Origin of the sequence: Erwinia plantamica, assembly GCF_043420595.1 — a bacterium.
In the GTDB taxonomy this organism is placed as follows: domain Bacteria; phylum Pseudomonadota; class Gammaproteobacteria; order Enterobacterales; family Enterobacteriaceae; genus Erwinia; species Erwinia aeris.
Map to the genome: position 1 here is coordinate 98524 of NZ_JBGCUC010000014.1, position 24132 is coordinate 122655.

A 24132-nucleotide genomic window follows, 5' to 3' on the forward strand; every position below is an offset into this window, starting at 1 on the left:
TCAAACGTACCATGAAGCACTTGTTTGTGGAGGGGATGGCTAATGTTTACGGGAAGTATTGTTGCGCTCGTTACGCCGATGGACGACAAAGGGTCCGTCTGTCGCGCAAGTCTGAAAAAACTGATTGATTATCATGTTGCCAGCGGAACAGCGGCAATTGTCTCCGTAGGAACAACGGGCGAATCGGCAACATTAAGCCACGACGAGCATGGTGACGTGGTCATGCTGACGCTGGAGCTGGCCGACGGGCGCATTCCCATCATTGCCGGTACCGGCGCCAACGCCACGGCGGAAGGCATCGCGCTGACGCATCGTTTTGAAAACAGCGGCGTGGTAGGCTGCCTTACCGTCACCCCATACTACAATCGTCCAACCCAGGAAGGGTTGTACCAGCACTTTAAAGCCATCGCCGAAAGCACCGATCTTCCTCAAATGCTCTACAATGTGCCGTCGCGTACCGGTTGCGATATGCTGCCGGAAACCGTAGGCCGTCTGGCGAAGATCAAAAATATTATCGGAATCAAAGAGGCGACCGGGAACTTATCGCGGGTTAGCCAGATCCAAGAGCTGGTCGATGACGATTTCGTGCTGGTCAGCGGCGACGACCTTTCTGCCCTCGACTTTATGCAGCTGGGCGGCAGGGGCGTTATCTCCGTAACGGCCAACATCGCCGCGCGCGAAATGGCGGAGCTCTGCGCGCTTGCGCAGCAGGGCAACTTCCGGGAAGCGCGCCGCCTTAACCAGCGTCTGATGCCTCTGCATCAGAAGCTATTTATTGAGCCTAATCCTGTCCCGGTAAAATGGGCGGCTAAAAAATTAGGATTAATTGCAACCGATACGCTGCGTCTACCAATGACGCCGATGACTGATGCCGGTCGTCCGGTTGTTGAGCAGGCACTGAAAGACGCAGGCCTGCTGTAAATTTAGGGAGAAGTAATGGCTTACTCAGTACAAAAGTCGGCAATCGCAAAAGTGGTTGGCCTGTCGCTGGTGATGTTGCTGGCGGCATGTTCGAGCGATCAGCGCTACAAGCGCCAGGTCAGCGGCGACGAATCTTACCTCAAAGCTGCGGATATCAACGAGCTGCACGCGCCAGCAGGAATGATCCTGCCGCTGCAAAACGGTGATTTTGATATCCCTTCCGCCAGCGCGAAAGGCGCCGTCGGCAAGCAGCTGGATATCCGTCCACCGGCCCAGCCGCTGGCGCTGATCAACGGCGCCCGCACTCAGTTTGCCGGCAACTCCGGCGTGCTGCTGGTCGATAACGCCAGCGGCGCGCTGTGGCCGCAGGTTGTGACGGTAGTGCAGACGCGCAACTATCCGATTGCCAGCCGCACCGACGGCAGCCAGACGCTGACCACCGACTGGGTGCAGTGGAACCGCGCTGATGAAGATCATCAGTATCGCGGCCGCTACCAGATAGCCGTGCAGCAGCAGGGCTATCAGCAGGCGCTGAGCGTGAAGCTGCTGGAGCTGGAGCAGGAAGGTAAAGCCGTTACTTCACCCGTCCAGCTGCAGCGCTACACCGCGCAGATGCTGAACGAGCTGAGCGCTGGTCTGGATAAAATCGCCACGACTCGCGACGACGCGGCGGTTAAAGGCAGCACTGCGCAAATCAACGTGCAGAGCGGCGCGGACGATACCGGCCTGCCTACGCTGGTGGTGCGCGCGCCGTTTAACCTGGTCTGGGAGCGTCTGCCGACCGCGCTGGAGCGCGTGGGCATGAAGATCACCGACCGCAACCGTCCGCAGGGCAGCCTGAACGTGACCTACAGCGCCCCGTCCAGCGAGACCTGGGACAGCATTGGCGCGAAAGATCCTGAGCTGACCGACGGCAACTATAAGCTACAGGTCGGCGATCTGGATAACCGCAGCAGCCTGCAGTTCCTGGATCCAAAAGGCCATGCGCTGACCCAGTCGCAAAACGATGCGCTGGTCGCCGTGTTCCAGGCGGCATTTAACAAATAATCGAAAGGCCGACGCGCGTCGGCCTTTTTTATTTGCTGCCGCGTAATCGATTGCTTCGGTTTTTTCGCGTCCGATCATACAATGGACGCAACAGTTCATACCCGACCGGTTTCGGCCTGTTCGCAGGCGCAAAGCACCGGGCATTTCACGTTTGGAGTAAAGAGATGAAAAAGCAAGCTGAGTTGTATCGCGGCAAAGCGAAAACCGTTTACAGCACCGAAAATCCGGATCTGCTGATACTCGAATTCCGCAACGATACATCAGCCCTGGACGGTGAGCGCATCGAACAGTTTGACCGCAAAGGAATGATTAACAATAAATTTAATCACTTTATCATGAGCAAGCTGGCGGAAGCGGGCATCCCTACCCAGATGGAAGCGCTGCTGTCGGACAACGAAGCGCTGGTCAAAAAGCTGGAAATGGTGCCGGTGGAGTGTGTAGTGCGCAACCGCGCGGCAGGGTCGCTGGTGAAGCGCCTGGGCGTGGAAGAGGGCACCATCCTGAACCCGCCGCTGTTCGATCTGTTTTTAAAAGACGATGCGCGTCACGATCCCATGATCAACGAATCCTACTGTGAAACCTTTGGCTGGGTGAGCAAAGAGAACCTGGCGCGTATGCGCGAGCTGACCTACAAAGCCAACGACGTGCTGAGCCAGCTTTTCTCCGATGCCGGTCTGATCCTGGTGGACTTCAAGCTCGAGTTCGGCCTGTTCCACGGCGAAGTCACGCTGGGCGATGAGTTTTCCCCGGACGGCGCGCGCCTGTGGGACAAAGAGACGCTGAATAAAATGGATAAAGATCGCTATCGCCAGAGCCTGGGCGGTCTGATTGAAGCCTATGAAGAAGTGGCGAATCGTCTGGGCGTGAAGCTGGACTGATTTCCCCCGGCCGTGGGTGTCGCCACGGCCGCTTTTCTCTTACCTGCTCCGCTAATCTACCTCTATTCTGAAATACCTTTCCGTTCCGGCCCGGCAGCCGCCGCAAGGCTGGTGTTAGCGGCTATGCGCGACTAAAATCACTCCAACAGTTCATAATCCGAGGTAGTGTATGCGTTGGCAAGGGCGCCGTGAGAGCGATAACGTGGAAGATCGCCGTAATGAATCCGGTGGTAACTCAATGGGCGCGGGACGGATGCGTATTCCGCGCGGCAAAGGCGGCATTATTCTGCTGATCGTCGTGATGATTGCGGGCTACTACGGCTACGATTTAACGCCTTTATTGACCGGCGAGTCGACCTCGCTCTCTTCACAACAGCAGCAGCGAAGCACGCCGCAGCAGGATGAGGCGGCGAAATTCACCTCGGTGATGCTGGCCACCACGGAAGACACCTGGCAAAAAATCTTCGAGAAAATGGGCAAAACCTATACGCCACCCAAGCTGGTGATGTATCGCGGTGCAACCCGTACCGGCTGCGGCACGGGACAGTCCGTGATGGGGCCGTTCTACTGCCCGACCGACAGCACCGTCTACATCGATCTGTCGTTCTATGATGAAATGAAAAACAAGCTTGGCGCCGATGGCGACTTTGCGCAGGGCTACGTGGTCGCGCACGAGGTCGGACACCACGTGCAGCATCTTCTTGGTATTGAACCTAAGGTGCGTCAGCTGCAGCAGCAGGGCGGCCAAAAGCAGGCGAACCAGCTTTCCGTGAAGCTGGAGCTACAGGCCGACTGCTTTGCCGGCGTTTGGGGCCACTACATGCAGCAGGAAAACGTGCTGGAGCCGGGCGATTTGCAGGAGGCGCTGAACGCCGCCGAAGCGATCGGGGACGATCGTCTGCAACAGAAAAGCCAGGGACGCGTAGTGCCGGACAGTTTCACCCACGGCACCTCGGAGCAGCGCTACAGCTGGTTTAAAAAAGGGTTCGACAGCGGCAATCCTGGCCAGTGTGACACTTTCAGTGGCTGATCTGCGCGACGTCATTACGCAAACGGAACAGCTACAGCGGCAGGGAATGCGCAGGCTGATGGTTATCAGCGGCGAGGCGGAGTGGTGCCAGCAGCAGGCGCAGCAGTGGCTATCGCTGCTGCCCGGCGACTGGCTGTGGCTTGGCGATGCGCCGCAAAGCCCGCTGCATTGCGCGCCCGAAGCGGTGCGGACGCTGCTGGGGCAGGAGTTTCTGCACGCCGTGTTTGACGCGCGTCACGGCTTCAACGCCGAGGCGCTGGCGGTGCTGGCGGGCACGCTGAAAGCGGGAAGCTGGCTGCTGATGCTGGTGCCGGAATGGGCCGGCTGGCCAACGCAACCCGATAAAGATTCGCTGCGCTGGGGAGATACCGCTACGCCGCTCGCCACGCCTAATTTTGTCTCCCGTCTGCAAAAGCTGCTGCTGGCCGATCCACAGGCCGCGCGGTTTTGCCAGCATCAGGCGCCCGTTTTGCCTGCGCCGCCGTTCGCGCCAGACTGGCAGCCCGATGACGACGGTCAGCAGCAGGCTCTGTTGGAGCAATTGCTGATGGCGAAACCGGGTATCTACGTGGTCACCGCGCCGCGAGGACGAGGCAAATCCGCGCTTGCCGGGTTGCTTGCCGCCCGCTGGCCCGGCCGTGCGCTTATCTCCGCCCCCGCGAAAGCCGCCACCGACGTGCTGGCAACCTACGCGGGCGACGCTTTTGATTTTATCGCGCCGGACAGGCTGCTGGCGCTCGACCCGGCGGCGCGTCCCCGGGATGTTGACTGGCTGCTGATTGACGAAGCGGCAGCGATCCCCGCGCCGATGCTTGAGCAGCTGGTCAGGCTTTTTCCGCGCACGCTGTTAACCACCACCTTGCAGGGTTATGAAGGGACGGGGCGCGGCTTTATGCTGAAGTTCTGCGACAGCCTGCCCAACGCTACGCTGTGCCGACTTGACCAGCCTTTGCGCTGGTCGGCGCACGATCCGCTTGAGCAGTTTATCGATCGCGCCCTGCTGTTCAGCGAAGCGGAGCCTGAAATTGTCAGCGCGCCGGTGCGCTTTTGTTTTCCGCAGCAGGCGGAATGGCAGGAAAACCCGGCGGTGCTGGAGGCGATTTATCAGCTGCTCGCCAGCGCGCACTACCGCACTTCGCCGATCGATCTTCGGCGCATGATGGACGCGCCGGGCATGCGCTTCAGCGCCGCGCTGCAGGCGGACAAAGTTCAGGGCGCGCTCTGGCTGGTAGAGGAAGGTGGATTAACGGCGGAGCTGGCGCAGGCCGTGTGGGCGGGACTGCGTCGTCCGGCAGGCAACCTGGTGGCGCAGTCGCTGGCGGCCCACGGCGGCTGGCCGGAAGCGGCGCAGATGCGCTCACGCCGTATCAGCCGCATCGCCATCATGCCCGCGCTGCGGCGGCAGGGTGTCGGCAGGGAGATGGTGCGGCACAGCGTCAGTCAGGCGGAAGGGCTGGACTTTTTCTCGGTGAGTTTTGGCTATACGCCTTCGCTATGGCGTTTCTGGCAGGCCTGCGGGTTCCGGCTGGCGCGGGTGGGCACGCGAACGGAAGCGAGCAGCGGCTGCCACACCGCGATGGCGATTCTGCCGCTGAGCGAACGGGGAAGGGCGCTGGCCGACAGGGCGGAGCGTCGGCTGGCGCGCGACTGGCGCTGGCTGCGTCCTTTTCTTCATGACGTCGATCTGACTTTCCCGAACGTTGAGGCCACTGGCCTGGATGAGGACGACTGGCGCGAGCTGGCGGGCTTTGCGTGGGCGCAGCGCTCATTCGAGGCCGCTATCGGTGCGCTGGGCCGACTGCTGGAAAACGCCCCGCAGCCGCTGCCGTTATTACAGGGCGCGCTGACGGAAGGGCTGGCTCAGGCAGAGCTGGTCAAACTGTCGGGGCTGTCGGGGCGTAAGGCGTTGCTGAACGGCTGGCGGCAGGAGGCGGAACGGGCGCTGACAGCGCTGGATAATGAGCGGGCAGAAACATGGCGGCTAAAGATAATGAAGACAGGGCAGTCGGACATAAATTAAAACAGGGGCCGTCGCCCCTGTCGTTTACTTCTTCTTCGGCCAGTCGTCTTCATCGTCCCATTTATCGTTAAAATCGCGATGCGGCGGCAAATCCGGGCGGTTATCCATATATTTTTTATGGTCGATACGCTTCAGGTCTTTATACACATTCATCAGAATGCCCACCATCAGCACAATCCCCAGCAACCACCAGTACTCTTTCAGCCATTCCATATTTGATCCTTACGCTATCAATTGTTCCATAATGCGCTGATACATCCGACTCAGCAGCTGGAGGTCGGCAGCCTTAACGCACTCATTTATTTTGTGAATGGTGGCGTTGACCGGCCCTAACTCCACAACCTGCGCGCCCATACGGGCAATAAAGCGGCCGTCGGACGTGCCGCCGGTCGTCAGCAGCTGTGGCTTGATCTCATTATAGTGCTCAACGGCGTTTACCACCGCCTCGACCAGTTTGCCGGTAGAGGTTAAAAAAGGCTGGCCGGAAACCACCCAGTCAAGCGTATAGCGCAGCTGATGCCGATCCAGCAGCGCCTGTACGCGCTCTTTGATCAGCGCGTCGGTCAGCTCGGTGCTGAAACGGAAATTAAACTGCACGAAAAACTCGCCGGGGATCACGTTGTTGCTGCCGGTTCCGGCCTGAACATTGGCAATCTGCATGCTGGTCGGCGGGAAAAACTCGTTGCCCCGATCCCATTCTGTCGCCGTCAGCTCGTTCAGCGCAGGCAGCGCGCGATGTACCGGATTATCAGCGAGGTGCGGATAAGCGACGTGGCCCTGGACGCCATGAATGGTCAGGTTGGCGGTCATCGAACCGCGACGGCCGTTTTTCACCACGTCGCCCACGATTTCCGTGCTGGAAGGCTCGCCGACCAGGCAGTAGTCCAGGCGCTCGTTGCGCGCCATCAGCGTCTCGACAACTTTGACCGTGCCGTTTACGGCGCTGGCTTCTTCATCGGAGGTAATCAGAAAGGCCAGGCGGCCCTTGTGGTGCGGATGGGCGGCGACAAAACGCTCGGCGGCGACAACCATGGCGGCCAGCGAGCCTTTCATATCCGCCGCGCCGCGTCCAAACAGCATGCCGTCGCGGATGGCGGGTTCAAACGGCGGGTTGATCCAGCGGTTGGCATCACCTGCGGGCACTACGTCGGTATGCCCGGCAAAGGCCAGCGTTTCGCCTTCGCCGCGCCATGCCCAGAAATTTTGCGTATCGCCAATATTCATTAATTCAACGGTAAAGCCCAGCGCCTTAAGGCGCTCGATCATCACAGCCTGGCAACCGGCATCATCCGGGCTGAGGGAAGGGCGACGAATAAGCTGCTGCGTCAGCTCAATGACCGGACAATACATAATCAGGACTTCTCCACGATAAAAGATGCGTAAGCGGTTTCGTTAAAACCCAGCAGCATAGAGCCGTCGGCCCGGCAGAGCAATGGGCGTTTAATCATCGCCGGCTGTGCCAGCATAAGCTGCTGCGCGGCCGCCGCGTTGTCTACCGCGCTGCGCGTCGCTTCATCCAGTTTGCGCCAGGTGGTTCCACGCGTGTTCAGCAGCGCCTCCCAGCCCAGCGTATCGCTGAAGCGCTGGAGCAAATCCGCCTCCAGCCCGTCGGCGCGATAGTCGTGAAACTGGTAAGCTACACCGTTAGCATCCAGGTACTTTCGTGCCTTTTTGATGGTGTCGCAGTTTTTAATGCCGTACATCGTCAGCATGGCGGGTTCCCTTCTATTTTCTGTGGGCTTCATCTATATTCGATACTGCTCAGGCGCTGAGTTTACAATGGATACGCCTGCGAGGCACGGAAGACGGCATAAACCCAGGAACAGAGGAGAGGGAGGGATAATATGAACTATATGGAAGCGTCTTCCGCCCATACGGTTGAAGAGACGAAATCGACAATTGTGATCGCCAGAAAAAAAGAGACCCGCTGCGATGAGTTTAATCACATCGTTGAAGCGGTACTGGCCGAGCATCCCGATGCCAAAACCCATATAGACAGCGAGAGCGGCGGCTACGACAAAATTATTGTGCTGAAGTAGTAAATGCGCGAGGGGGCTTCAGGCCCCCTCAAAAACTTCCCGTGCTTCATACTTCGTGCTTCGCCTGATGTCTCGTACCGCGTACCGCGTACTTTGTGCCTGATGTCTCTTACTACGTACTTCAAACCTTGTACTTCGTGCCTGATGTCTCATACCGCGCGCTTCATATCTGAAGCCCGGTTGTGTCTTGCCAAATGCCTTTTGCTGACATATCAGCCTAATCAAGCGGTTAGCCGATCGTCCGATCCCTGATGATAAGCAGGCTATTAATTCCCTTAAAAATCAACCGATAAGAAATGTGCGCGGCCGCACGTTTTAAGATAATTCTTAATTTTATACCCCTGTTCATGGCCGAAAGTTGTTCACTTCGCCTTAGGAATAATCCTATAATGACCGCAACACAACGAGAGAGGTGATGTATGATTGATTTAGAACTGGGGAACTGGAAAGACTTTATCGAAACGATGTTGACTCGTAAGTAACACATTCATAAAGAAAAATCCGGCAGCACGCCGGCAAGCTTTACCTTCAGTAACCGAATTTAAAAAAGGCAGCCTTCAGGCTGCCTTTGCTCTTTTATGCGATCGGCCTCTCTTTTAACGGAAAGCGTCGGCGCACCAGCACAAAGAAAATCGGCACAAAGAACAGCGCCAGCACGGTGGCGGCGATCATCCCGCCCATCACGCCCGTGCCTACCGCGTGCTGGCTGCTGGAGCCTGCGCCGTTGCCGACAGTCATCGGCAGCACGCCAAAAATAAAGGCCAGCGACGTCATCAGAATAGGGCGCAGGCGTTGACGCGAGGCTTCCAGCGTCGCCTCCAGCAAATCGCATCCTTTACTGTTCATCTCGTTAGCAAACTCCACGATAAGAATGGCGTTTTTCGCCGACAGCCCGATCACCGTCAGCAGCCCTACCTGGAAATAGACGTCGTTTTCCAGCCCGCGCAGCCAGGTCGCCGCCAGCGCGCCCACCACGCCCAGCGGGACGACCAGCATCACGGAGAAAGGCACCGACCAGCTTTCATAAAGCGCCGCCAGGCAGAGAAAAACCACCAGCAGAGAAATGGCATAGAGCGCGGGCGCCTGCGAGCCGCTCATCCGCTCCTGAAACGACGCGCCGGTCCACTGCACGCCAAAACCGGTCGGCAGCTTGCTGACCAGCTGCTCCATGCTGTCCATCGCGGTGCCGGTGCTGACGCCCTGAGCGGATTCGCCAACGATCTCTACCGATGAATAGCCGTTATAGCGTTCCAGACGCGGTGAGCCGGTTTCCCAGCGGGTGCTGGCGAAAGCGGAAAAGGGCACCATGCCGCCGCTGCTGTTGCGCACGTACCATTTATTGATATCGTCCGGCAGCATGCGGAAAGGCGCGGCCGCCTGCACGTAGACTTTTTTTACGCGTCCGCGATCGAGAAAGTCATTAACATAGGTCGAGCCCCAGCCGGTGGTGAGCGTGTCGTTGATATCGTCCACCGACACGCCCAGCGCCTGCGCCTTGTGCTGATCGATATCGATCCGCAGCTGCGGCGTATCGTCCAGCCCGTTATGACGCACGCGGGCCAGTGACGGATCGCTCTCCGCCATCGCCAGCAGCCGATCGCGAGCCTGCATCAGCGCGTCGTGACCCAAACCGGCATGATCCTGCAATTCCATATCGAAGCCGGCCGAGTTGCCCATGCCGGTGATTGCGGGCGGGCTGCTGGCGATCACGCGGCCCTCGCGGATTGATTTAAAAGCCACGGTTGCGCGTTCAATAATGGCAAACGAGCTGTTGTCCTTGCCCGGCCGATCCCGCCAGTCTTTCAGCCGGACAAACATGCGCGCCACGTTCTGCCCGTTGCCGCCTGGCCCGGCGCCGATAGTCGAAAACACCGACAGCACGTTATCCTTCTCCTGCGTCAGGTAATATTGCTCAACTTTATTCACCACTTTATTCGTCTGTTGCAGCGTGGAGCCTGGCGGTAGCTGCACCTGAGTGGTAAAGACGCCGCGATCTTCCAGCGGCAGAAAAGAGGTCGGCAGATGCAGGAACAGCAGCGCCATGCCGGCGATAAGCAGCACATAAAGCAGCAGCCAGCGTCCCGCTTTCGCTACGATGCGCCCTACGCCGCGCTTATAGCGGTCTGCGTTACGGTTAAAGGTGCGGTTAAACCAGCCGAAGAATCCTCGCCGTTCATGATGCGCGCCCGGCGGCAGCGGTTTTAACAGCGTGGCGCAGAGGGCGGGCGTCAGCACCATCGCCACCAGCACGGAAAGCACCATAGCGGAAACGATAGTGATGGAAAACTGCCGGTAAATGGCGCCGGTGGTGCCGCCAAAAAAGGCCATCGGCACGAAAACGGCGGAGAGCACCAGCGCTATCCCCACCAGCGCGCCCTGAATTTGCCCCATTGACTTTCGCGTGGCCTCGCGCGGCGAGAGGCCTTCCTCACTCATTATTCGCTCGACGTTTTCCACCACCACAATCGCGTCGTCCACCAGCAGGCCGATCGCCAACACCATCGCAAACATCGTCAGCGTGTTAATACTGAATCCGCAGGCAGAGAGAATGGCAAAAGTGCCAAGCAGTACCACCGGCACGGCGATGGTGGGAATAAGCGTGGCGCGAAAATTCTGCAAAAACAGATACATAACCACGAACACCAGTACGATGGCCTCCAGCAGCGTTTTCACCACGTCTTCAATAGAGGCGACCACGAAAGGCGTGGTTTCATAAGCGATTTCCGCCTTAAGGCCGGGCGGGAAATAGTGGGAAAGTTCTTCAATGCGCGCTCTGACCAGCTTGTCCGTTTGCAGCTCGTTCGCGCCCGAAGCCAGCTTTACGCCCAGACCCGAAGCGGCCTGGCCGTTGTACTGGCTCAGATAGTCATATTTTTCCGCGCCCAATGCCACCTGCGCCACGTCGCCCAGCCGCACCTCCGAACCATCCTGATTAACGCGCAGCGTAATCTGACGAAATTGCTCGGGCGTGGTCAGTAACGACTGAGAGTTAATAGTAGCGTTGAGCGCCTGGCGTTCTACGGAAGGCAGGCCGCCCAGCTGGCCCACGGCAACCTGGCTGTTTTGCGATTCGATGGCGCTGACGATATCGGAGGTGGTCAGCGCATAGTTGATCAATTTGTCAGGATCGAGCCAGATGCGCATGGCGTATTGCGAGCCGTAGGCGTCTACCTGGCCCACGCCGTCGATGCGGCTCAGCGGATCCTGCACGTTGCTGGCGACGTAATCCGCAATGTCCTGTTTGTCCATGCTGCCGTCGGTAGAGACGAAGGCCACCATCAGAATATTGGTGTCACCGGTTTTGGTTACCGTCACCCCCTGAGACTGCACGGCCTGAGGCAGCTTGCGCAGCGCGGTTTGCAGCTGGTTTTGCACCTGCTGGCGCGCCTCGTCGGGATTGGTGCCCGCAACAAAAGTCAGCGTAATCGTCGCCTGGCCGGTATTGCTGCTTTGCGAAGACATGTACATCAGGTTATCGATGCCGGTCATATTCTGCTCGATCACCTGAGTAACCGTATTTTCCAGCGTCTGCGCGGAAGCGCCGGGATAGTTAGCGGTAATACGGACGTTAGGCGGCGCCAGCGCCGGATATTGCTCTACGGGCAGCGAAAAAATAGCCAGAGTACCGGTCAGACACAGCAAAATTGCTATCACCCACGCAAATATGGGGCGATCGATAAAAAAATTCGCCATCAGCGGCTCCAGGCTAGCGTCGGGAAAGGTTACGACCGGGCGACGCCGTGCAGAATGCATCGCTGCCCGTAACAAAGCGTTTAAGCAGAGCGTTTCACTTTACCCGGCGTCCCTGGCGGAATCGTGGAGAAAATGAGGATAAAATGTAAATTATCATGCAAAATTTCAGCGCCGTGCGCCTTAGCTTTTGTCCGGTATAAAACGGAGGAGCACCCGCGTGCCGCCTTGCGCTTGCGGGGTAATTTCCAGCTGCGCGTTCAGACTTTTTGCGCGCTCCTGCATTATAGCCAAACCGTAGTGGCCGGGTTTGGCATCGGCCAGACAAAATCCCTGGCCGTTATCGCTGACCTCAATATGCAGCAAATCGGCGGCCGACTGCGTAACGCGTACCGCAATGTCGCTGGCGCGCGCGTGGCGGAGAGCGTTGAGCAGCGCTTCCCGGACGATTTGTAAAACGTGTACCTGCTGTTGCGCATTCAAACGCTGCTGCCGCGCCTCGCTGATAAGCTTAATATCCGCTTCCGTTTGCCGGTTAAGCTGCGCGACGACCTGTTCCAGCGCGGTAGTGAGATCGGCTGGCTCCACCGACAGGCGAAAAGTGGTCAGCAGTTCGCGCAGCTGGCGATTGGCTTCGGCCAGCGCCACGTCGATTTCGCCGACGATAGCTGCCGGCGGCGTCTCTTTGTCGACCACGCGCTTCAGCCGTGCCAGCTGAATGCGCAGGTAAACCAGCGACTGCGCCAGGGAATCGTGTAGCTCTCTGGCGATAGTGGCGCGCTCTTCCATCAGCAGCAAATGGCGGCCTTTTTCTTCAGCGTCGTCCAGCTGTAACGAGCGGCCCAGCATCGTCGCCAGCCCCTGCATCAGCGAGGGTTCGCTGTCACTTGCCTGCCAGCGCAGCACCCCGCCTTGCGTCTGCTCCAGCGGCAGGCTGTGCCAGGCGAGACGTTTATCCTCTTCGCCAGCGGTCAGCTGCCAGCGAGGCGCCACGTCCAGAGCGATAATCGGCAGATTTTCATGCTCTTTCGCCAGCTCAAGCACCTGCGCATAGGCCTTATCGTGTCCGCGCAGCATCTCGGAGCAGCGATAAAGCAGTTTCAGGCGGCGATTCGCCTGGCGCAGATCGCCGGTTCGCTCTTTGACCGCCTGTTCAAGCCACAGATACTGTTTTTCTAAATCGCCCGACATGCGGGCAAAGGCTTTCGCCAGCAGGGCAATGGCAATAAAGCCCAGCAGGCAGGCGCCTGCCACCAGTTTCATTTTAAGCTCCGCCCAGCGCTGCAGGGCAAGCACAAATCGATCTATCTGCGCGACATAGTGCGAGACATGCTGCCGGAAGCGCTGACCATCGTCCCTGGTCAGCTCGGGCTGTAGCTTTTGCCAGGCCGTCAGCATTTCGTGATAGCGCGCTTTAACATTGTTTGGCACCCAGGCATGCTGTAGCGAAAGCAGCACCGGCGCCTGAAGCGACTGCTGATAGCTGAGGATATCGCTGTCCAGCGAGGGCGAGCGGGTTGCGGCATCCAGCGCCAGGCGGTAGCTCTGCATGCGCAGCGAACCGGCCATATTGAGCGCCTCGGCATCGCGCAGGCTGGCTGAAAGCGTCAGCAGCGCCAGAAAAGAACAGCACACGGCCAGCAGCACGATAGCGAACAGCGCGCGAGCCAGGCTGCGGGTAACGGAACGTTTTAACATGCAATGCTCCCGTAAAGGGCGTTAACGCTGCGGATAGCGTCATCGGCCAGCGTCAGCCAGATAAGGCCTGCCGCAGTATAAGCTTTTCCTCGCGCGGTGCAGCGCACGAACGCCGGCGCTTTGCGAAAGATCAAAAGTGTGCGGTCGCGCACTTGAAGCCAGACGCGGCGGCGGGTAGAGTTAAAAAGTCGTCATAAAATTACGCTGCGCATTAATATAAAGTTACATCATGCAGAAAAAGTAACTTTTATTGACGCTTCTTGGGATAAATGTTTGTCACGCCCACATTCCTTTAACGCTTTTACCGCGCGCTTACCCTGCTTTGCACCTCATCCGTCATAGTTAACGCCGTATCCCGAATCATGCTATCCGCTAATCCGGATAAGGAGCTAACTATGAATAAACTGCCTGCAACGATTGCCGCTGCCATTCTGGCCGCCACTTCATTTTCAACGCTGGCCGCCACCCAGGTCAGCACTGAACAGAGTCAAAACCTGCAACAAATGGGCACGGTTTCCGTGACCGGCGTGACCGGCTCGCTGGATGACGCCACCGCGCAGCTGGCGCAAAAAGCCGAAGAGATGGGCGCCAGCCACTATCGCGTGATCCGTGCCGACACCCCCGGCGACTCCAGCCTGTGGAGCGGCAACGCCGAGATTTACCGCTAGAACCTGTCCTGTCCCATGTAGCCTTTCCCTGTTGGAGAACCGACCGTCTTAAGCGGTCGGTTTTTTTTTGCCTCCTCTGATGGAAGTCACAAAACCTCACGATTTCGCCTACAGATTTTTTGCGTCGGCTTTACAGAACGGTTAGGATGCATCGCCGTGATTTTCCCGCTTCCGTCAACACAATAACTACAGGAAGAGGGGAAAACGCCCGAACGCCTGCGGGCAACGCAATCGTTTGGTTAGCGCAACAGAAATCAGGTCGCCCGGGAATGGTAGCCGTATCACTGTGGACAGGATAATTAGGAAAGAAAATGAAAGCTGATAAAAAAGCGGTAGCAGACAAGCGCGCCGCAAGAAGACGTTGGTTAAATTCTCATGATTCCGGCTATCACAAAGCGATGGACAATCGCCATGTGCAGATGATTGCTATCGGCGGGGCTATTGGTACCGGCCTGTTCCTGGGTGCGGGCGCGCGATTGCAAATTGCCGGTCCGGCGCTGGCTATCGTCTACCTGGTATGCGGCATCTTCTCTTTCTTTATACTCCGCGCGTTGGGCGAGCTGGTTTTACATCGTCCTTCCAGCGGCAGCTTCGTTTCTTACGCACGTGAATTCCTGGGCGAAAAAGCCTCGTACGTTGCAGGTTGGATGTACTTTGTTAACTGGGCGATGACCGGGATCGTGGATATCACCGCCGTAGCGCTTTATATGCACTACTGGGGCGCGTTTGGTGATGTGCCGCAGTGGGTATTCGCGCTGGGCGCGCTGGCTATCGTCGGCACCATGAACATGATCGGCGTAAAATGGTTTGCCGAAATGGAGTTCTGGTTTGCGCTGGTGAAGGTGCTGGCTATCGCGCTTTTCCTGATTGTGGGCGTGGTGTTTCTTGGCAGCGGCAAGCCGCTGGACGGCAACGCCACCGGCTTCCACTTGATTACCGATAACGGCGGCTTCTTCCCGCACGGTTTGCTGCCTGCGCTGGTGCTGGTGCAGGGCGTCGTTTTCGCCTTCGCCTCTATCGAGCTGGTTGGCACGGCGGCGGGAGAGTGTAAAGATCCGAAGACCATGCTGCCGAAAGCGATCAACAGCGTGATCTGGCGTATCGGCCTGTTCTATGTCGGCTCCGTGGTGTTGCTGGTGCTGCTGCTGCCGTGGAACGCCTATCAGGCGGGTCAAAGCCCGTTTGTTACCTTCTTCTCGAAGCTGGGCGTGCCCTATATCGGCAGCATCATGAATATCGTGGTGCTCAGCGCGGCGCTCTCCAGCCTGAACTCTGGCCTCTATTCTACCGGCCGTATTCTGCGCTCGATGTCTATGGGCGGATCGGCACCAAAGTTCCTCTCTAAAATGAGCGGTCAACAGGTGCCTTATATGGGCATCCTGGTCACCATAGCCGTCTATATCGTGGGCGTCTGGCTGAACTATATCGTGCCTTCGCGCGTGTTCGAAATCGTACTGAATATCGCTTCCTTAGGGATTATCTCTTCCTGGGCCTTTATCGTGGTTTGCCAGATGCGTCTGCGTAAGGCGATTAAAGAAGGCCGCGCGGAAGACGTCAGCTTTAAGCTGCCGTGGGCGCCGTTTACGTCCTGGCTGACGCTGCTGTTCCTGGCCAGCGTGCTGGTGCTGATGGCGTTTGACTACCCGAACGGCACCTACACTATCGCCGCCGTGCCGCTGATCGCCGTCGTGCTGGTGCTGGGCTGGTTCGGCGTGCGTAAACGCGCTAACCAAATCGCGCAGACCGAGCACGATCACGTGGCGGAAGAGACGTCGCGCTGAAGCTGAAGCAGCAGTAAAAGGCGGCCCCTGTGGCCGCCTTTTTTATGTCCGCTGATAGTTTTCCCCCAGGGCAGGCCTTATGATGGCTCACTTCCGCTAAAGGCAACGGAGCCTGTATGTCAGTCAAAGTCGAAGTGATCAAAGATAAAATCCTGTCGGAAAATTGGTTCCTGCTGCGCAACTTCACCTATGACCTTACGACGAAAAATGGGGAAACCCTGCGTCATAAGCGCGAAGTTTACGATCGCGGCGACGGCGCCACCATCCTGCTTTACAACCGTGAAAAAAACAGCGTGGTCCTGACCCGTCAGTTTCGTATCGCCACCTGGCTGAACGGCAACGACAGCGGCCTGCTGATCGAAACCTGCGCCGGCTTGCTGGACGATGATTCGCCGGAAGTCTGTATCCGTAAGGAAGCGGTTGAAGAAACCGGCTATGAAGTGGGAGAAGTGGTCAAGCTTTACGATCTTTATATGTCGCCAGGAGGCGTAACCGAACGGCTGCATTTTTTTGCCGCAGAGTATAACGACTCGCTGCGGGCCACGGCAGGCGGCGGCGTTGACGATGAAGATATTGACGTGATGGAGCTGAGCTTTGCCGATGCCTGGAGCAGGGTGAAAACAGGGCAGATTAAAGATGCTAAAACGGTGATGCTGCTCCAGTATGCGCTGATTGAAGGTTGGTTAACGCTGGGTTAAAAATGACGGACTGATGATTAACAGCAGGTCTTAATAAGATAAGAGCGTCCGGGTCAATAAATAAAATAATCCGCAAATATTAACCTTAGTTTTTGCGGGTTAACTTCAGTTAATTATTTATTTAATATCTTCGCAGACGATGGCATAAATATAAGCTAAACAGGGAGGAGAATAAACTTTTTGCATGTGCCTCTGAGCAGGCTATTCAGGCTGGCATCAGAACTATCTGCTTATATGATGAAATTTCAGGCTTAACAATCTTATTCGGACAGCTTGCAGCCGCCGCACAGGCTTTGCCGCGCCGGGTGCAAAAGGTGATGAAGCTCACACTATTACCGCAGTTTTAATCCTTTCTAAACAAAAAAACTTTATTTTCATCTGATAATAAGCGATTTTTTGACGGTCCTGCGGCGCTTTTTTCCTTGTCCGATTTATCTGATTGAGCCGCCTGCACATAAAGTTCAATATAATTAAAGCGGGTAATTATTCTTTTAATGCGCTGCGGCTGATTTAATTGTGCCGAGCGGTAACCGCTACGCTATGCTTACTGCTTAACTGTCATTCGGGGATACGGGTATCGATGCATTATTGGATAAAGTTACCTTTGGCGCTGCTGTTTTTTGCCGCCGGACTGCATGCCGAACCCCTGCAAAAAACCTTTTCTGACTGGCAGATAACCTGTAATAACCAGAACTACTGCGTGGCCCGGAGCGTGCCGGGCGTCAACGGGCTGGTGATGACCATCAGCCGTCATGCCGGCGTTAACGATCGGCCCTTTCTGCGTATTGATTACGGCAGTCGCTATACCGGCAAGCTGAGCGGCGCGCCTTTGCAGGACAATCTGCTGCTGGACGGCCAGCGGCTGAAGCCCGATTTAAAACATTGGGAGGTTCAGCCGCATCACCTTTCTACCGGCCATGCTATCTCCATCAATGAGTTTCTGTCGCTGGTGATGGACGCTGATAATCTACAGCTGCTTTATCGGCCGCGCGCCACTATCTCGCTGCACGGCCTGAAAGCGGCGCTGCTGCTGATGGATGATATCCAGGGGCGGGTCAACGGCATGAGCGCCTGGATTAAAAAGGGTGAACGTCCGGCAATGGACGTGCCGCCGCCGCCCGATTTCCCCGAAGCTCCCCGTCTGCAACCGGTGCCGCCCGCCCTGACGCGTGAAGAAACTACCGGCCTGCTGGATTACGGCACCTGGCGCGTCAATACCGATCGCTGCTCGTTGGATCCTCAGCGTCGCCAGGTCAGCGTCGCGCCGCTGAACGATAAAAAAGCCCTGTTGCTGGTCAGCTGTGAAATGGGTGCCTATAACGTTATCGATCTTGCTTTCGAGGTCACCCGCAGCCAGCCCTATATGGCCAGAGGATTGACCCTGACGCTGCCTTTTACGCCGCCGCGTCATGGAGAAAAAAAGCTGGAGCTGATCAATGCCGATTATGATGCCAGCCGCGGCGAGCTGCTGACGTTTGGCAAAGGAAGAGGCCTTGGCGACTGCGGTACGGCTACCCGCTGGCAGTATGACGGGCGCGAGTTTGTGCTGACGGAATATGCGGAAGAGGGAACCTGCGATGCCTGGCACGGCAGCGACGACTGGCCGACGCTCTGGACCAGCAAAAGGGATATGCCGCCTGCGCCAGAGCAGGCGTCTACGGAGTGAAAAGGCTTCATTGAGTATGCTTTCCTGAACGGCGTAGAAAAGCGCAAAGCTTTTACCTGATTCACGGCGCCCCAGCCCGGTGAGGCGCCCGTTTACGCGATCAGCTGCCGCGATAGGTTGAGTAGCCGTACTGGCTAAGCAGCAGCGGCACATGATAATGCTCGGCCGTGTTGCTGATATGAAACTCTACCGGGATCTCCGGGAAGAAGCTCTCCTGCTTTTGCTCGCTAAAATAGCGTCCGGTTTTAAATACGACGCGGTAATCGCCGGTGGCTGCAGGCTGCGCAGGCCAGAACTGTTTAATACGTCCATCCTTATCGGTGCTGGCCTTGTTAAGGAATTTCCAGCCCGCGTCCTGTTTCTGCTCCAGCGTAACTTCCACATTCGATGCCGGTTTGCCAGTTTGCTGGTTCAGCACGTGTACGCTTAAAAGATTCTGCTCTGCGGCCATCGCGGAGGCAGAAGCGGTAAGGGCGAGCGCCAGCGCTGCCGCGTTGAAATACTGTTTCATCATCACTTCTCCTGTTTGAATATGCCTCTTTATAACGTAGAACAAAGGGAAACAACCTGACGCGAGCATGACAAAAATGTCAGATTGGCTGAAGTTCGGGGACAAAATTTCCGCCTCGTGGCAGACTTGTGCTTATGAAACTATTGCTGATTGAAGATAACCAGAAAGCCAGCGACTGGCTTTGTCAGGGCCTGCGCGAAGCCGGATTTGTGGTGGACAGCGTCACCGACGGCCGCGACGGACTGCACCTGGCCCTGAGCCAGAACTATGCGCTTATCGTGCTGGATATCATGCTGCCCGGCATGGACGGATGGCAGGTATTACGCTCGCTGCGTACCGCCCGCGCCACGCCGGTAATTTGCCTGACGGCAAGAGATTCGGTAAACGATCGCGTTAAAGGGCTGGAGCTGGGCGCCAATGATTACCTGGTCAAACCTTTCTCTTTTGCCGAGCTGCTGGCCCGCATCAGAGCGCAGCTGCGCCAGAATCACCCTACACAAGCGGTGCTGACGGTTGGCGATCTGGTCATGGATTCGGTGCGGCAGACGGCCAGCCGGCAGGGCGAATCGGTCGCGCTGACCCGTAGAGAATTCGCGCTGCTGTGGCTGCTTGCCAGCCGACGCGGAGAAATAGTGCCGAGAACGCTGATCGCCAGCGAGGTCTGGGGCATTAATTTTGACAGCGAAACGAACACGGTTGACGTAGCTATCCGCCGTTTGCGCCGCAAGATAGACGACCCCTATGAGCCGAAACTGATCGACACCGTGCGCGGGATGGGATACCGGCTGGCAGAGCCGGGAGAACCGCATGCGTAAGATCTCGCTGACGGCCCGACTCACGATCATTTTTGTGCTGATTATGGCGGCGGCCTGCGGCGGCATCACGCTGACGCTTTACGGCGCGTTACGCCACGAGCTGATCTGGCGTGACGATCGCACGCTGATTAATCGGGCGCTTCAGCTGCGCCAGCTGTTGCAGGATGGCGCGAAGCCGGAAATGCTGCCGCTTTATTTCAGCCGCATGGTGGACACGCAGCAGGATATCCTGCTGATCCGTCAGGCTGCGGGGCCGGACGTGACGATTAACCAGACGGGCATTGGGCTGGCGGCGCTGACCGCAGAAAACCAGCCGGGCGTGCTTCGCCGACAGCGCACCAAAGAAGGTGAAGAGCTAACCATTCTCAGTCTGCAAGGCGAATCGAACGGCGGCGCGGTGACGCTGACGGTAGCGCGGCTGGCGCGCGAAAGAGCCAAAATGCTGGAGCAGTATCGCCAGGAAAGCCTGCTGGTGTGCCTGGCTGCGCTGATGCTTGGGGCTATCCTGAGTCCTCTGCTGATCCGGCGGGGACTAAGAGCCATAGGCGCGCTCAGCAAAATCACCGCGGCCACCCACGCCGACAGGCTTTCTGACAGCGTTCCACTGAATACTCTGCCCCGCGAGCTGCTGCCGCTGGGCGAGGCGCTTAACGTGATGCGCAGCCGCCTGGCGCACGATTTTACCCGGCTGACCCGATTTGCCGACGATCTGGCGCATGAGCTCCGCACGCCGGTCAACGTGATGCTCAGCCAGAATCAGGTCGCGCTGGGGCAGGAGCGCACGCCGGAAGCGTACCAGCAGCTGCTGGAAGGCAATATCGAAGAGCTGGAGAATCTCTCTCGCCTGACCGACAACATTCTGTTCCTGGCCAGAGCCGATCACCACAACGTGGCGCTCAGAAAAGAGGTTTTTTCGCTGCCCGACACGCTGGAAAATATCACCGATTTTCTGGAGCCGCTGGCGGAAGAAAAAGGGCTACGTTTTGCGCTGGAGGCGGAAGGCGATATTCAGGCCGATAAAATGCTGTTTCAGCGGGCGCTGGTCAATCTGATTACCAATGCCGTTCGCCACGCGCCGGAAAACACGCTGGTTCGCATAAAAACCGAGGCGACAGGAGAAGCTGTCGATATAGCCGTAGGTAATAAGGGTGAGCCTTTGGCGGAGACGGAAAAATTATTTGAGCGCTTCTGGCGCGGAGACGAGGCGCGCAACAGCGTGGGATCGGGACTGGGTCTGGCGCTGGTTAAAGCTATTGCGGAACTGCACGGCGGCTACGCCTGGTATCAGCATCGCGAAGGGGAAAATCTGTTTGGTATCAGGCTGGGCGGTGAGACTCCTGCCCGCCAGGGGCGGGCAGGAGAACAGGCTTAGTGAGGCTTCAGCAGTTTTTCTGCATGGCTGACGATGTTTTCCACCGTGAAGCCAAACTCGTTAAACAGCTTCTCTGCCGGTGCGGACTCACCAAAGGTGGTCATCCCGACAATCGCGCCGTTCAGGCCGACATACTTATACCAGTAGTCTGCGATGCCCGCTTCCACCGCCACGCGAGCGGTAACGCCGGAAGGCAGCACCGATTCGCGATAGGCCAGATCCTGCTTATCAAACAGGTCGGTTGAAGGCATAGACACCACGCGAACTTTATGGCCGTTGGCGGTCAGTTTTGCTGCCGCGCCCAGCGTGATTTCCACTTCAGAACCGGTTGCGATCAGGATCACTTCCGGCGTGCCTTCGCTATCTTTCAGGACGTAGGCGCCGCGAGAGATGTTTTCCAGCTGCTCTTTGGTGCGCTCCGGCTGCGCCAGGTTCTGACGGGAAAGGATCAGCGCGGTCGGGCCGTGGTGGCGCTCAATCGCGTGTTTCCAGGCCACGGCGGTTTCTACCTGATCGCAAGGACGCCAGACGCTCATGTTTGGCGTAACGCGCAGGCTGGCGATCTGCTCAACCGGCTGGTGCGTCGGGCCATCTTCGCCCAGACCGATGGAGTCGTGTGTGTAGACCAGGATCTGACGCGCCTTCATCAGCGCCGCCATACGCACGGCGTTACGCGCATACTCGACGAACATCAGGAAGGTAGCGGTGTAAGGCACAAAGCCGCCGTGATGCGCGATGCCGTTAGCGATAGCGGTCATACCGAATTCGCGCACGCCGTAGTGGATATAGTTACCCGCCAGGTCGTCTTTAATCGATTTGGAACCGGACCAGATAGTCAGGTTGCTTGGCGCCAGGTCAGCGGAACCGCCCAGGAATTCCGGCAGCAGCTTGCCATAGGCTTCCAGCGAGTTCTGGGAAGCTTTACGGCTGGCGATTTTCGCCGGATTAGCCTGCAGCTCTTCGATAAACTTCTGCGTTTCCTGCTGCCAGTTTTCCGGCATGCCGCCATCCATACGACGAGCGTACTCTTTCGCCAGTTCCGGATAAGCCGCTTTATAAGCTGCGAACTTGTCGTTCCATGCTTTCTCATACTGCTGGCCCGCTTCTTTGGCATCCCACTGTGCGTAAATTTCCTGCGGGATTTCGAACGGCGGATAGTTCCAGCCCAGCTGTTTGCGGGTCAGTGCGATCTCTTCATCGCCCAGCGCCGCGCCGTGCGCTTCTTCTTTACCGGCTTTGTTTGGCGAACCGTAGCCGATAATGGTACGGCAGATGATCAGAGAAGGCTTATCGGTCACGCTCTGCGCTTCTTTGATCGCTTTCGCTACCGCTTCGGCGTCGTGACCGTCTACTTCGCTGATCACATGCCAGTTGTAGGCTTCAAAACGCTTGGCGGTATCATCGCTGAACCAGCCTTCCACTTCGCCGTCGATCGAAATGCCGTTGTGATCGTAGAAACCGATCAGCTTGCCAAGACCCAGCGTGCCGGCCAGCGAGCAAACTTCATGCGAGATACCTTCCATCAGGCAGCCGTCGCCCATAAACACATAGGTATGGTGATCGACGATCTCATGATCGGGACGGTTAAACTGCGCGGCCAGCGTGCGTTCGGCAATCGCCAGACCCACGGCGTTGGCCAGACCCTGACCCAGCGGGCCGGTAGTGGTTTCCACGCCTGGCGTGTAGCCGATTTCCGGGTGGCCCGGCGTTTTGGAATGCAGCTGGCGGAAGTTTTTCAGTTCTTCAATCGGCAGGTCATAGCCGCTCAGGTGCAGCAGGCTGTACAGCAGCATGGAGCCGTGACCGTTGGAAAGGATAAAACGGTCGCGATCGGCCCAGGCAGGGTTAGTCGGGTTGTGATGCAAAAAGTCGCGCCACAGCACTTCTGCAATATCTGCCATGCCCATTGGGGCGCCTGGGTGACCCGATTTGGCTTTTTGCACCGCATCCATACTCAGCGCACGGATTGCATTAGCCAACTCTCTACGTGAAGACATATTTTTCTCCCTGATATTTTTGGGGGGACGAACTGGGCAAATAAACGTCGGGCGACTTTCCCCGACGCGCGTCGGGGAGGCCCGTGAACGAAATTACAGCTTAGCGGCCAGCACGTCTTCCAGGTGCTGTTGGTCAACGGCAAACTGGCGGATACCTTCGGCCAGTTTTTCTACCGCCATAGGATCCTGATTGTGCTCCCAGCGGAACTCCGATTCAGAAAGCGGAGCAGGCTGGTGGAAAGCTTCAGTTGACGGCGTCAGCTTGCGCTCAACCGGCGCGTCGCTGGCCTGCAGCTCTTCCAGCAGGTTTGGTGAAATAGTCAGGCGATCGCAGCCCGCCAGCGCGATGATTTGTTCCGTTTTACGGAAGCTGGCGCCCATGATGATGGTGTTATAGCGGTGCTGCTTGTAGTACTCGTAGATTTTACGAACGGAAACCACGCCTGGATCTTCATCCACCACATAAGGGTCAAGCGGCTTGCGGGTGTTGTACCAGTCGTAGATACGGCCGACAAACGGCGAAATCAGGAACACGCCCGCTTCCGCACAGGCGCGCGCCTGGGCAAAGGAGAACAGCAGCGTCAGGTTACAGTTGATGCCGTTTTTCTCCAGTTCTTCCGCCGCGCGGATGCCTTCCCAGGTGGAAGCGAGCTTGATCAGAATACGTGAACGGTCGATACCGTTGTCTTCGTACATTCTCACCAGCTTCTCGGCTTTGGTCACGCACATGCCGCGGTCAAACGACAGGCGAGCGTCCACCTCGGTAGAAACGCGGCCAGGCACGCTTTTCAGGATTTCCATACCGAGGTTGACGTTGACTTTGTCGCTGGCGTTGATGATTTGCGTCTCTTTGCTGCCGCCCTGTTTTTTGGCGTAGTCGATAGCGTCGGTGATCAGGTGCTTGTAAGAGTCGAGGCTGGAGGCTTTCAGGATCAGAGATGGGTTGGTGGTGGCATCTTCAGGGTGATAATTACGAATAGATTCGATATCGCCACTGTCCGCCACCACGGTGGTGTATTGTTTCAGTGCGTCTAGCTGGTTCATCTCATGGCTCCTTGATGGGCAATCTGCAAAACTAATGATGACCGTGCCGGAACATCGGCTGTCGCCGGGCTACAAAGCCCAATAGCGAACGAACCGGGCCGCAATCCTGTGCATTTACGCAGGGCCGGCTTCCGACGCGGTGGATTATTCTCAGGCCAAACATTGCATCAGACGTCCTGTAATGGGAATGCGTTTTCTCTGATTGTTGCAATGGGTTAGCCCAATGGCTGGTAAAACGCGGTACCTGAAAGTGTAGC

Annotated in this window: 21 protein-coding genes; 13 read left to right on the forward strand and 8 right to left on the reverse strand. The window is 57.4% G+C overall.

The features are described 5' to 3' along the window. Positions 1 to 42: 42 nt before the first annotated feature. The 5 genes from dapA (at position 43) to AB3U87_RS15550 (ending at position 5896) form a co-directional block, all read left to right on the forward strand. Complete coding sequence (dapA, locus tag AB3U87_RS15530) at positions 43 to 921, forward strand: 4-hydroxy-tetrahydrodipicolinate synthase (RefSeq protein ID WP_125289566.1); 879 nt, start codon at positions 43 to 45, stop codon at positions 919 to 921. 15 nt (positions 922 to 936) lie between these two features. Continuing rightward, positions 937 to 1968, forward strand: coding sequence for an outer membrane protein assembly factor BamC (bamC, locus tag AB3U87_RS15535; RefSeq protein ID WP_301730789.1), 1032 nt, complete (start codon positions 937 to 939; stop codon positions 1966 to 1968). 164 nt (positions 1969 to 2132) lie between these two features. Next, positions 2133 to 2846, forward strand: coding sequence for a phosphoribosylaminoimidazolesuccinocarboxamide synthase (purC, locus tag AB3U87_RS15540; RefSeq protein ID WP_253459418.1), 714 nt, complete (start codon positions 2133 to 2135; stop codon positions 2844 to 2846). A 169-nt stretch (positions 2847 to 3015) separates the two neighbouring features. Continuing rightward, positions 3016 to 3876: a KPN_02809 family neutral zinc metallopeptidase gene (ypfJ, locus tag AB3U87_RS15545; protein ID WP_301730788.1), complete on the forward strand. Its 861-nt coding sequence runs from the start codon at positions 3016 to 3018 to the stop codon at positions 3874 to 3876. Between the two features lies 1 nt (position 3877). Next, on the forward strand, positions 3878 to 5896 hold the full coding sequence (locus AB3U87_RS15550) for a tRNA(Met) cytidine acetyltransferase TmcA (protein WP_394149668.1): 2019 nt from the start codon (positions 3878 to 3880) through the stop codon (positions 5894 to 5896). A 24-nt stretch (positions 5897 to 5920) separates the two neighbouring features. Here AB3U87_RS15550 and AB3U87_RS15555 read toward each other — a convergent pair whose 3' ends face one another. From AB3U87_RS15555 to AB3U87_RS15565, 3 genes are read right to left on the reverse strand one after another with little or no spacing between them, the layout of a single operon-like run. Further along, entirely contained in the window at positions 5921 to 6109 is a 189-nt protein-coding gene (locus AB3U87_RS15555) for a YpfN family protein (RefSeq protein ID WP_253459424.1), read from the reverse strand. Positions 6110 to 6118: 9 nt separating this feature from the next. After that, positions 6119 to 7246: a succinyl-diaminopimelate desuccinylase gene (dapE, locus tag AB3U87_RS15560; protein ID WP_253459426.1), complete on the reverse strand. Its 1128-nt coding sequence runs from the start codon at positions 7244 to 7246 to the stop codon at positions 6119 to 6121. A 2-nt stretch (positions 7247 to 7248) separates the two neighbouring features. Further along, the gene (locus tag AB3U87_RS15565) at positions 7249 to 7608 is read right to left on the reverse strand and encodes an ArsC family reductase (RefSeq protein ID WP_253459427.1); all 360 of its coding nucleotides are present in this window, start codon (positions 7606 to 7608) and stop codon (positions 7249 to 7251) included. Positions 7609 to 7740: 132 nt separating this feature from the next. Here AB3U87_RS15565 and AB3U87_RS15570 point away from each other — a divergent pair, with 132 nt between their 5' ends. Continuing rightward, positions 7741 to 7935: a hypothetical protein gene (locus AB3U87_RS15570; RefSeq protein ID WP_125289573.1), complete on the forward strand. Its 195-nt coding sequence runs from the start codon at positions 7741 to 7743 to the stop codon at positions 7933 to 7935. Between the two features lie 419 nt (positions 7936 to 8354). Next, positions 8355 to 8417 carry a protein YpfM gene (gene ypfM / locus AB3U87_RS15575; protein ID WP_148101251.1) on the forward strand — a complete coding sequence of 21 codons (63 nt, stop codon included), beginning with the start codon at positions 8355 to 8357 and terminating at the stop codon, positions 8415 to 8417. Between the two features lie 94 nt (positions 8418 to 8511). Here the strand turns inward: ypfM and acrD are convergent, their stop codons facing one another. Both acrD and AB3U87_RS15585 read right to left on the reverse strand, forming a co-directional pair. Continuing rightward, positions 8512 to 11628, reverse strand: coding sequence for a multidrug efflux RND transporter permease AcrD (acrD, locus tag AB3U87_RS15580; RefSeq protein ID WP_394149651.1), 3117 nt, complete (start codon positions 11626 to 11628; stop codon positions 8512 to 8514). A 180-nt stretch (positions 11629 to 11808) separates the two neighbouring features. Beyond that, positions 11809 to 13323 carry a type IV pili methyl-accepting chemotaxis transducer N-terminal domain-containing protein gene (locus AB3U87_RS15585; RefSeq protein ID WP_253459431.1) on the reverse strand — a complete coding sequence of 505 codons (1515 nt, stop codon included), beginning with the start codon at positions 13321 to 13323 and terminating at the stop codon, positions 11809 to 11811. 395 nt (positions 13324 to 13718) lie between these two features. Between AB3U87_RS15585 and AB3U87_RS15590 the strand changes: the two genes are divergently transcribed. The 4 genes from AB3U87_RS15590 to AB3U87_RS15605 all read left to right on the forward strand — a co-directional run bounded on the left by AB3U87_RS15590 (position 13719) and on the right by AB3U87_RS15605 (position 18136). Further along, entirely contained in the window at positions 13719 to 13991 is a 273-nt protein-coding gene (locus tag AB3U87_RS15590) for a YdgH/BhsA/McbA-like domain containing protein (RefSeq protein ID WP_125289577.1), read from the forward strand. Between the two features lie 311 nt (positions 13992 to 14302). Further along, positions 14303 to 15772, forward strand: coding sequence for an L-asparagine permease (ansP, locus tag AB3U87_RS15595; RefSeq protein WP_253459433.1), 1470 nt, complete (start codon positions 14303 to 14305; stop codon positions 15770 to 15772). A gap of 116 nt (positions 15773 to 15888) precedes the next feature. Then, entirely contained in the window at positions 15889 to 16470 is a 582-nt protein-coding gene (gene nudK, locus AB3U87_RS15600) for a GDP-mannose pyrophosphatase NudK (RefSeq protein ID WP_369895784.1), read from the forward strand. A gap of 580 nt (positions 16471 to 17050) precedes the next feature. Next, positions 17051 to 18136, forward strand: coding sequence for a DUF1176 domain-containing protein (locus AB3U87_RS15605; RefSeq protein WP_253459437.1), 1086 nt, complete (start codon positions 17051 to 17053; stop codon positions 18134 to 18136). 100 nt (positions 18137 to 18236) lie between these two features. On the opposite strand, the gene hiuH is transcribed toward AB3U87_RS15605, so the two are convergent. After that, entirely contained in the window at positions 18237 to 18647 is a 411-nt protein-coding gene (gene hiuH / locus AB3U87_RS15610; RefSeq protein WP_253461251.1) for a hydroxyisourate hydrolase, read from the reverse strand. Positions 18648 to 18781: 134 nt separating this feature from the next. Between hiuH and hprR the strand changes: the two genes are divergently transcribed. Both hprR and AB3U87_RS15620 read left to right on the forward strand, forming a co-directional pair. Then, positions 18782 to 19462: a response regulator transcription factor HprR gene (gene hprR / locus AB3U87_RS15615; RefSeq protein WP_253459439.1), complete on the forward strand. Its 681-nt coding sequence runs from the start codon at positions 18782 to 18784 to the stop codon at positions 19460 to 19462. Beyond that, positions 19455 to 20834, forward strand: coding sequence for a heavy metal sensor histidine kinase (locus AB3U87_RS15620; protein WP_253459441.1), 1380 nt, complete (start codon positions 19455 to 19457; stop codon positions 20832 to 20834). Before hprR ends, AB3U87_RS15620 begins: the two co-directional genes overlap by 8 nt. On the opposite strand, the gene tkt is transcribed toward AB3U87_RS15620, so the two are convergent. Together tkt and tal are read right to left on the reverse strand one after the other, a co-directional pair. Then, a complete protein-coding gene (gene tkt, locus AB3U87_RS15625; protein ID WP_253459443.1) occupies positions 20831 to 22831 on the reverse strand; it encodes a transketolase in 2001 nt (666 codons plus the stop codon). The two genes, AB3U87_RS15620 and tkt, sit on opposite strands and share 4 nt — an antisense overlap. A gap of 93 nt (positions 22832 to 22924) precedes the next feature. Further along, positions 22925 to 23875 (reverse strand): transaldolase, encoded by a 951-nt coding sequence (tal, locus tag AB3U87_RS15630; protein ID WP_253459445.1) that lies wholly within the window; start codon positions 23873 to 23875, stop codon positions 22925 to 22927. Between the last annotated feature and the right edge of the window lie 257 nt (positions 23876 to 24132).

What these genes read in the sequence shown, in the direction of transcription:
- dapA (WP_125289566.1), top strand. Translation starts at nt 43, where the DNA reads ATGTTTACGGGAAGTATTGTTGCGCTCGTTACGCCGATGGACGACAAA.
- bamC (WP_301730789.1), top strand. Translation starts at nt 937, where the DNA reads ATGGCTTACTCAGTACAAAAGTCGGCAATCGCAAAAGTGGTTGGCCTG.
- purC (WP_253459418.1), top strand. Translation starts at nt 2,133, where the DNA reads ATGAAAAAGCAAGCTGAGTTGTATCGCGGCAAAGCGAAAACCGTTTAC.
- ypfJ (WP_301730788.1), top strand. Translation starts at nt 3,016, where the DNA reads ATGCGTTGGCAAGGGCGCCGTGAGAGCGATAACGTGGAAGATCGCCGT.
- AB3U87_RS15555 (WP_253459424.1), bottom strand. Translation starts at nt 6,109, where the DNA reads ATGGAATGGCTGAAAGAGTACTGGTGGTTGCTGGGGATTGTGCTGATG.
- dapE (WP_253459426.1), bottom strand. Translation starts at nt 7,246, where the DNA reads ATGTATTGTCCGGTCATTGAGCTGACGCAGCAGCTTATTCGTCGCCCT.
- AB3U87_RS15565 (WP_253459427.1), bottom strand. Translation starts at nt 7,608, where the DNA reads ATGCTGACGATGTACGGCATTAAAAACTGCGACACCATCAAAAAGGCA.
- AB3U87_RS15570 (WP_125289573.1), top strand. Translation starts at nt 7,741, where the DNA reads ATGAACTATATGGAAGCGTCTTCCGCCCATACGGTTGAAGAGACGAAA.
- acrD (WP_394149651.1), bottom strand. Translation starts at nt 11,628, where the DNA reads ATGGCGAATTTTTTTATCGATCGCCCCATATTTGCGTGGGTGATAGCA.
- AB3U87_RS15585 (WP_253459431.1), bottom strand. Translation starts at nt 13,323, where the DNA reads ATGTTAAAACGTTCCGTTACCCGCAGCCTGGCTCGCGCGCTGTTCGCT.
- AB3U87_RS15590 (WP_125289577.1), top strand. Translation starts at nt 13,719, where the DNA reads ATGAATAAACTGCCTGCAACGATTGCCGCTGCCATTCTGGCCGCCACT.
- ansP (WP_253459433.1), top strand. Translation starts at nt 14,303, where the DNA reads ATGAAAGCTGATAAAAAAGCGGTAGCAGACAAGCGCGCCGCAAGAAGA.
- nudK (WP_369895784.1), top strand. Translation starts at nt 15,889, where the DNA reads ATGTCAGTCAAAGTCGAAGTGATCAAAGATAAAATCCTGTCGGAAAAT.
- AB3U87_RS15605 (WP_253459437.1), top strand. Translation starts at nt 17,051, where the DNA reads ATGCATTATTGGATAAAGTTACCTTTGGCGCTGCTGTTTTTTGCCGCC.
- hiuH (WP_253461251.1), bottom strand. Translation starts at nt 18,647, where the DNA reads ATGAAACAGTATTTCAACGCGGCAGCGCTGGCGCTCGCCCTTACCGCT.
- hprR (WP_253459439.1), top strand. Translation starts at nt 18,782, where the DNA reads ATGAAACTATTGCTGATTGAAGATAACCAGAAAGCCAGCGACTGGCTT.
- AB3U87_RS15620 (WP_253459441.1), top strand. Translation starts at nt 19,455, where the DNA reads ATGCGTAAGATCTCGCTGACGGCCCGACTCACGATCATTTTTGTGCTG.
- tkt (WP_253459443.1), bottom strand. Translation starts at nt 22,831, where the DNA reads ATGTCTTCACGTAGAGAGTTGGCTAATGCAATCCGTGCGCTGAGTATG.
- tal (WP_253459445.1), bottom strand. Translation starts at nt 23,875, where the DNA reads ATGAACCAGCTAGACGCACTGAAACAATACACCACCGTGGTGGCGGAC.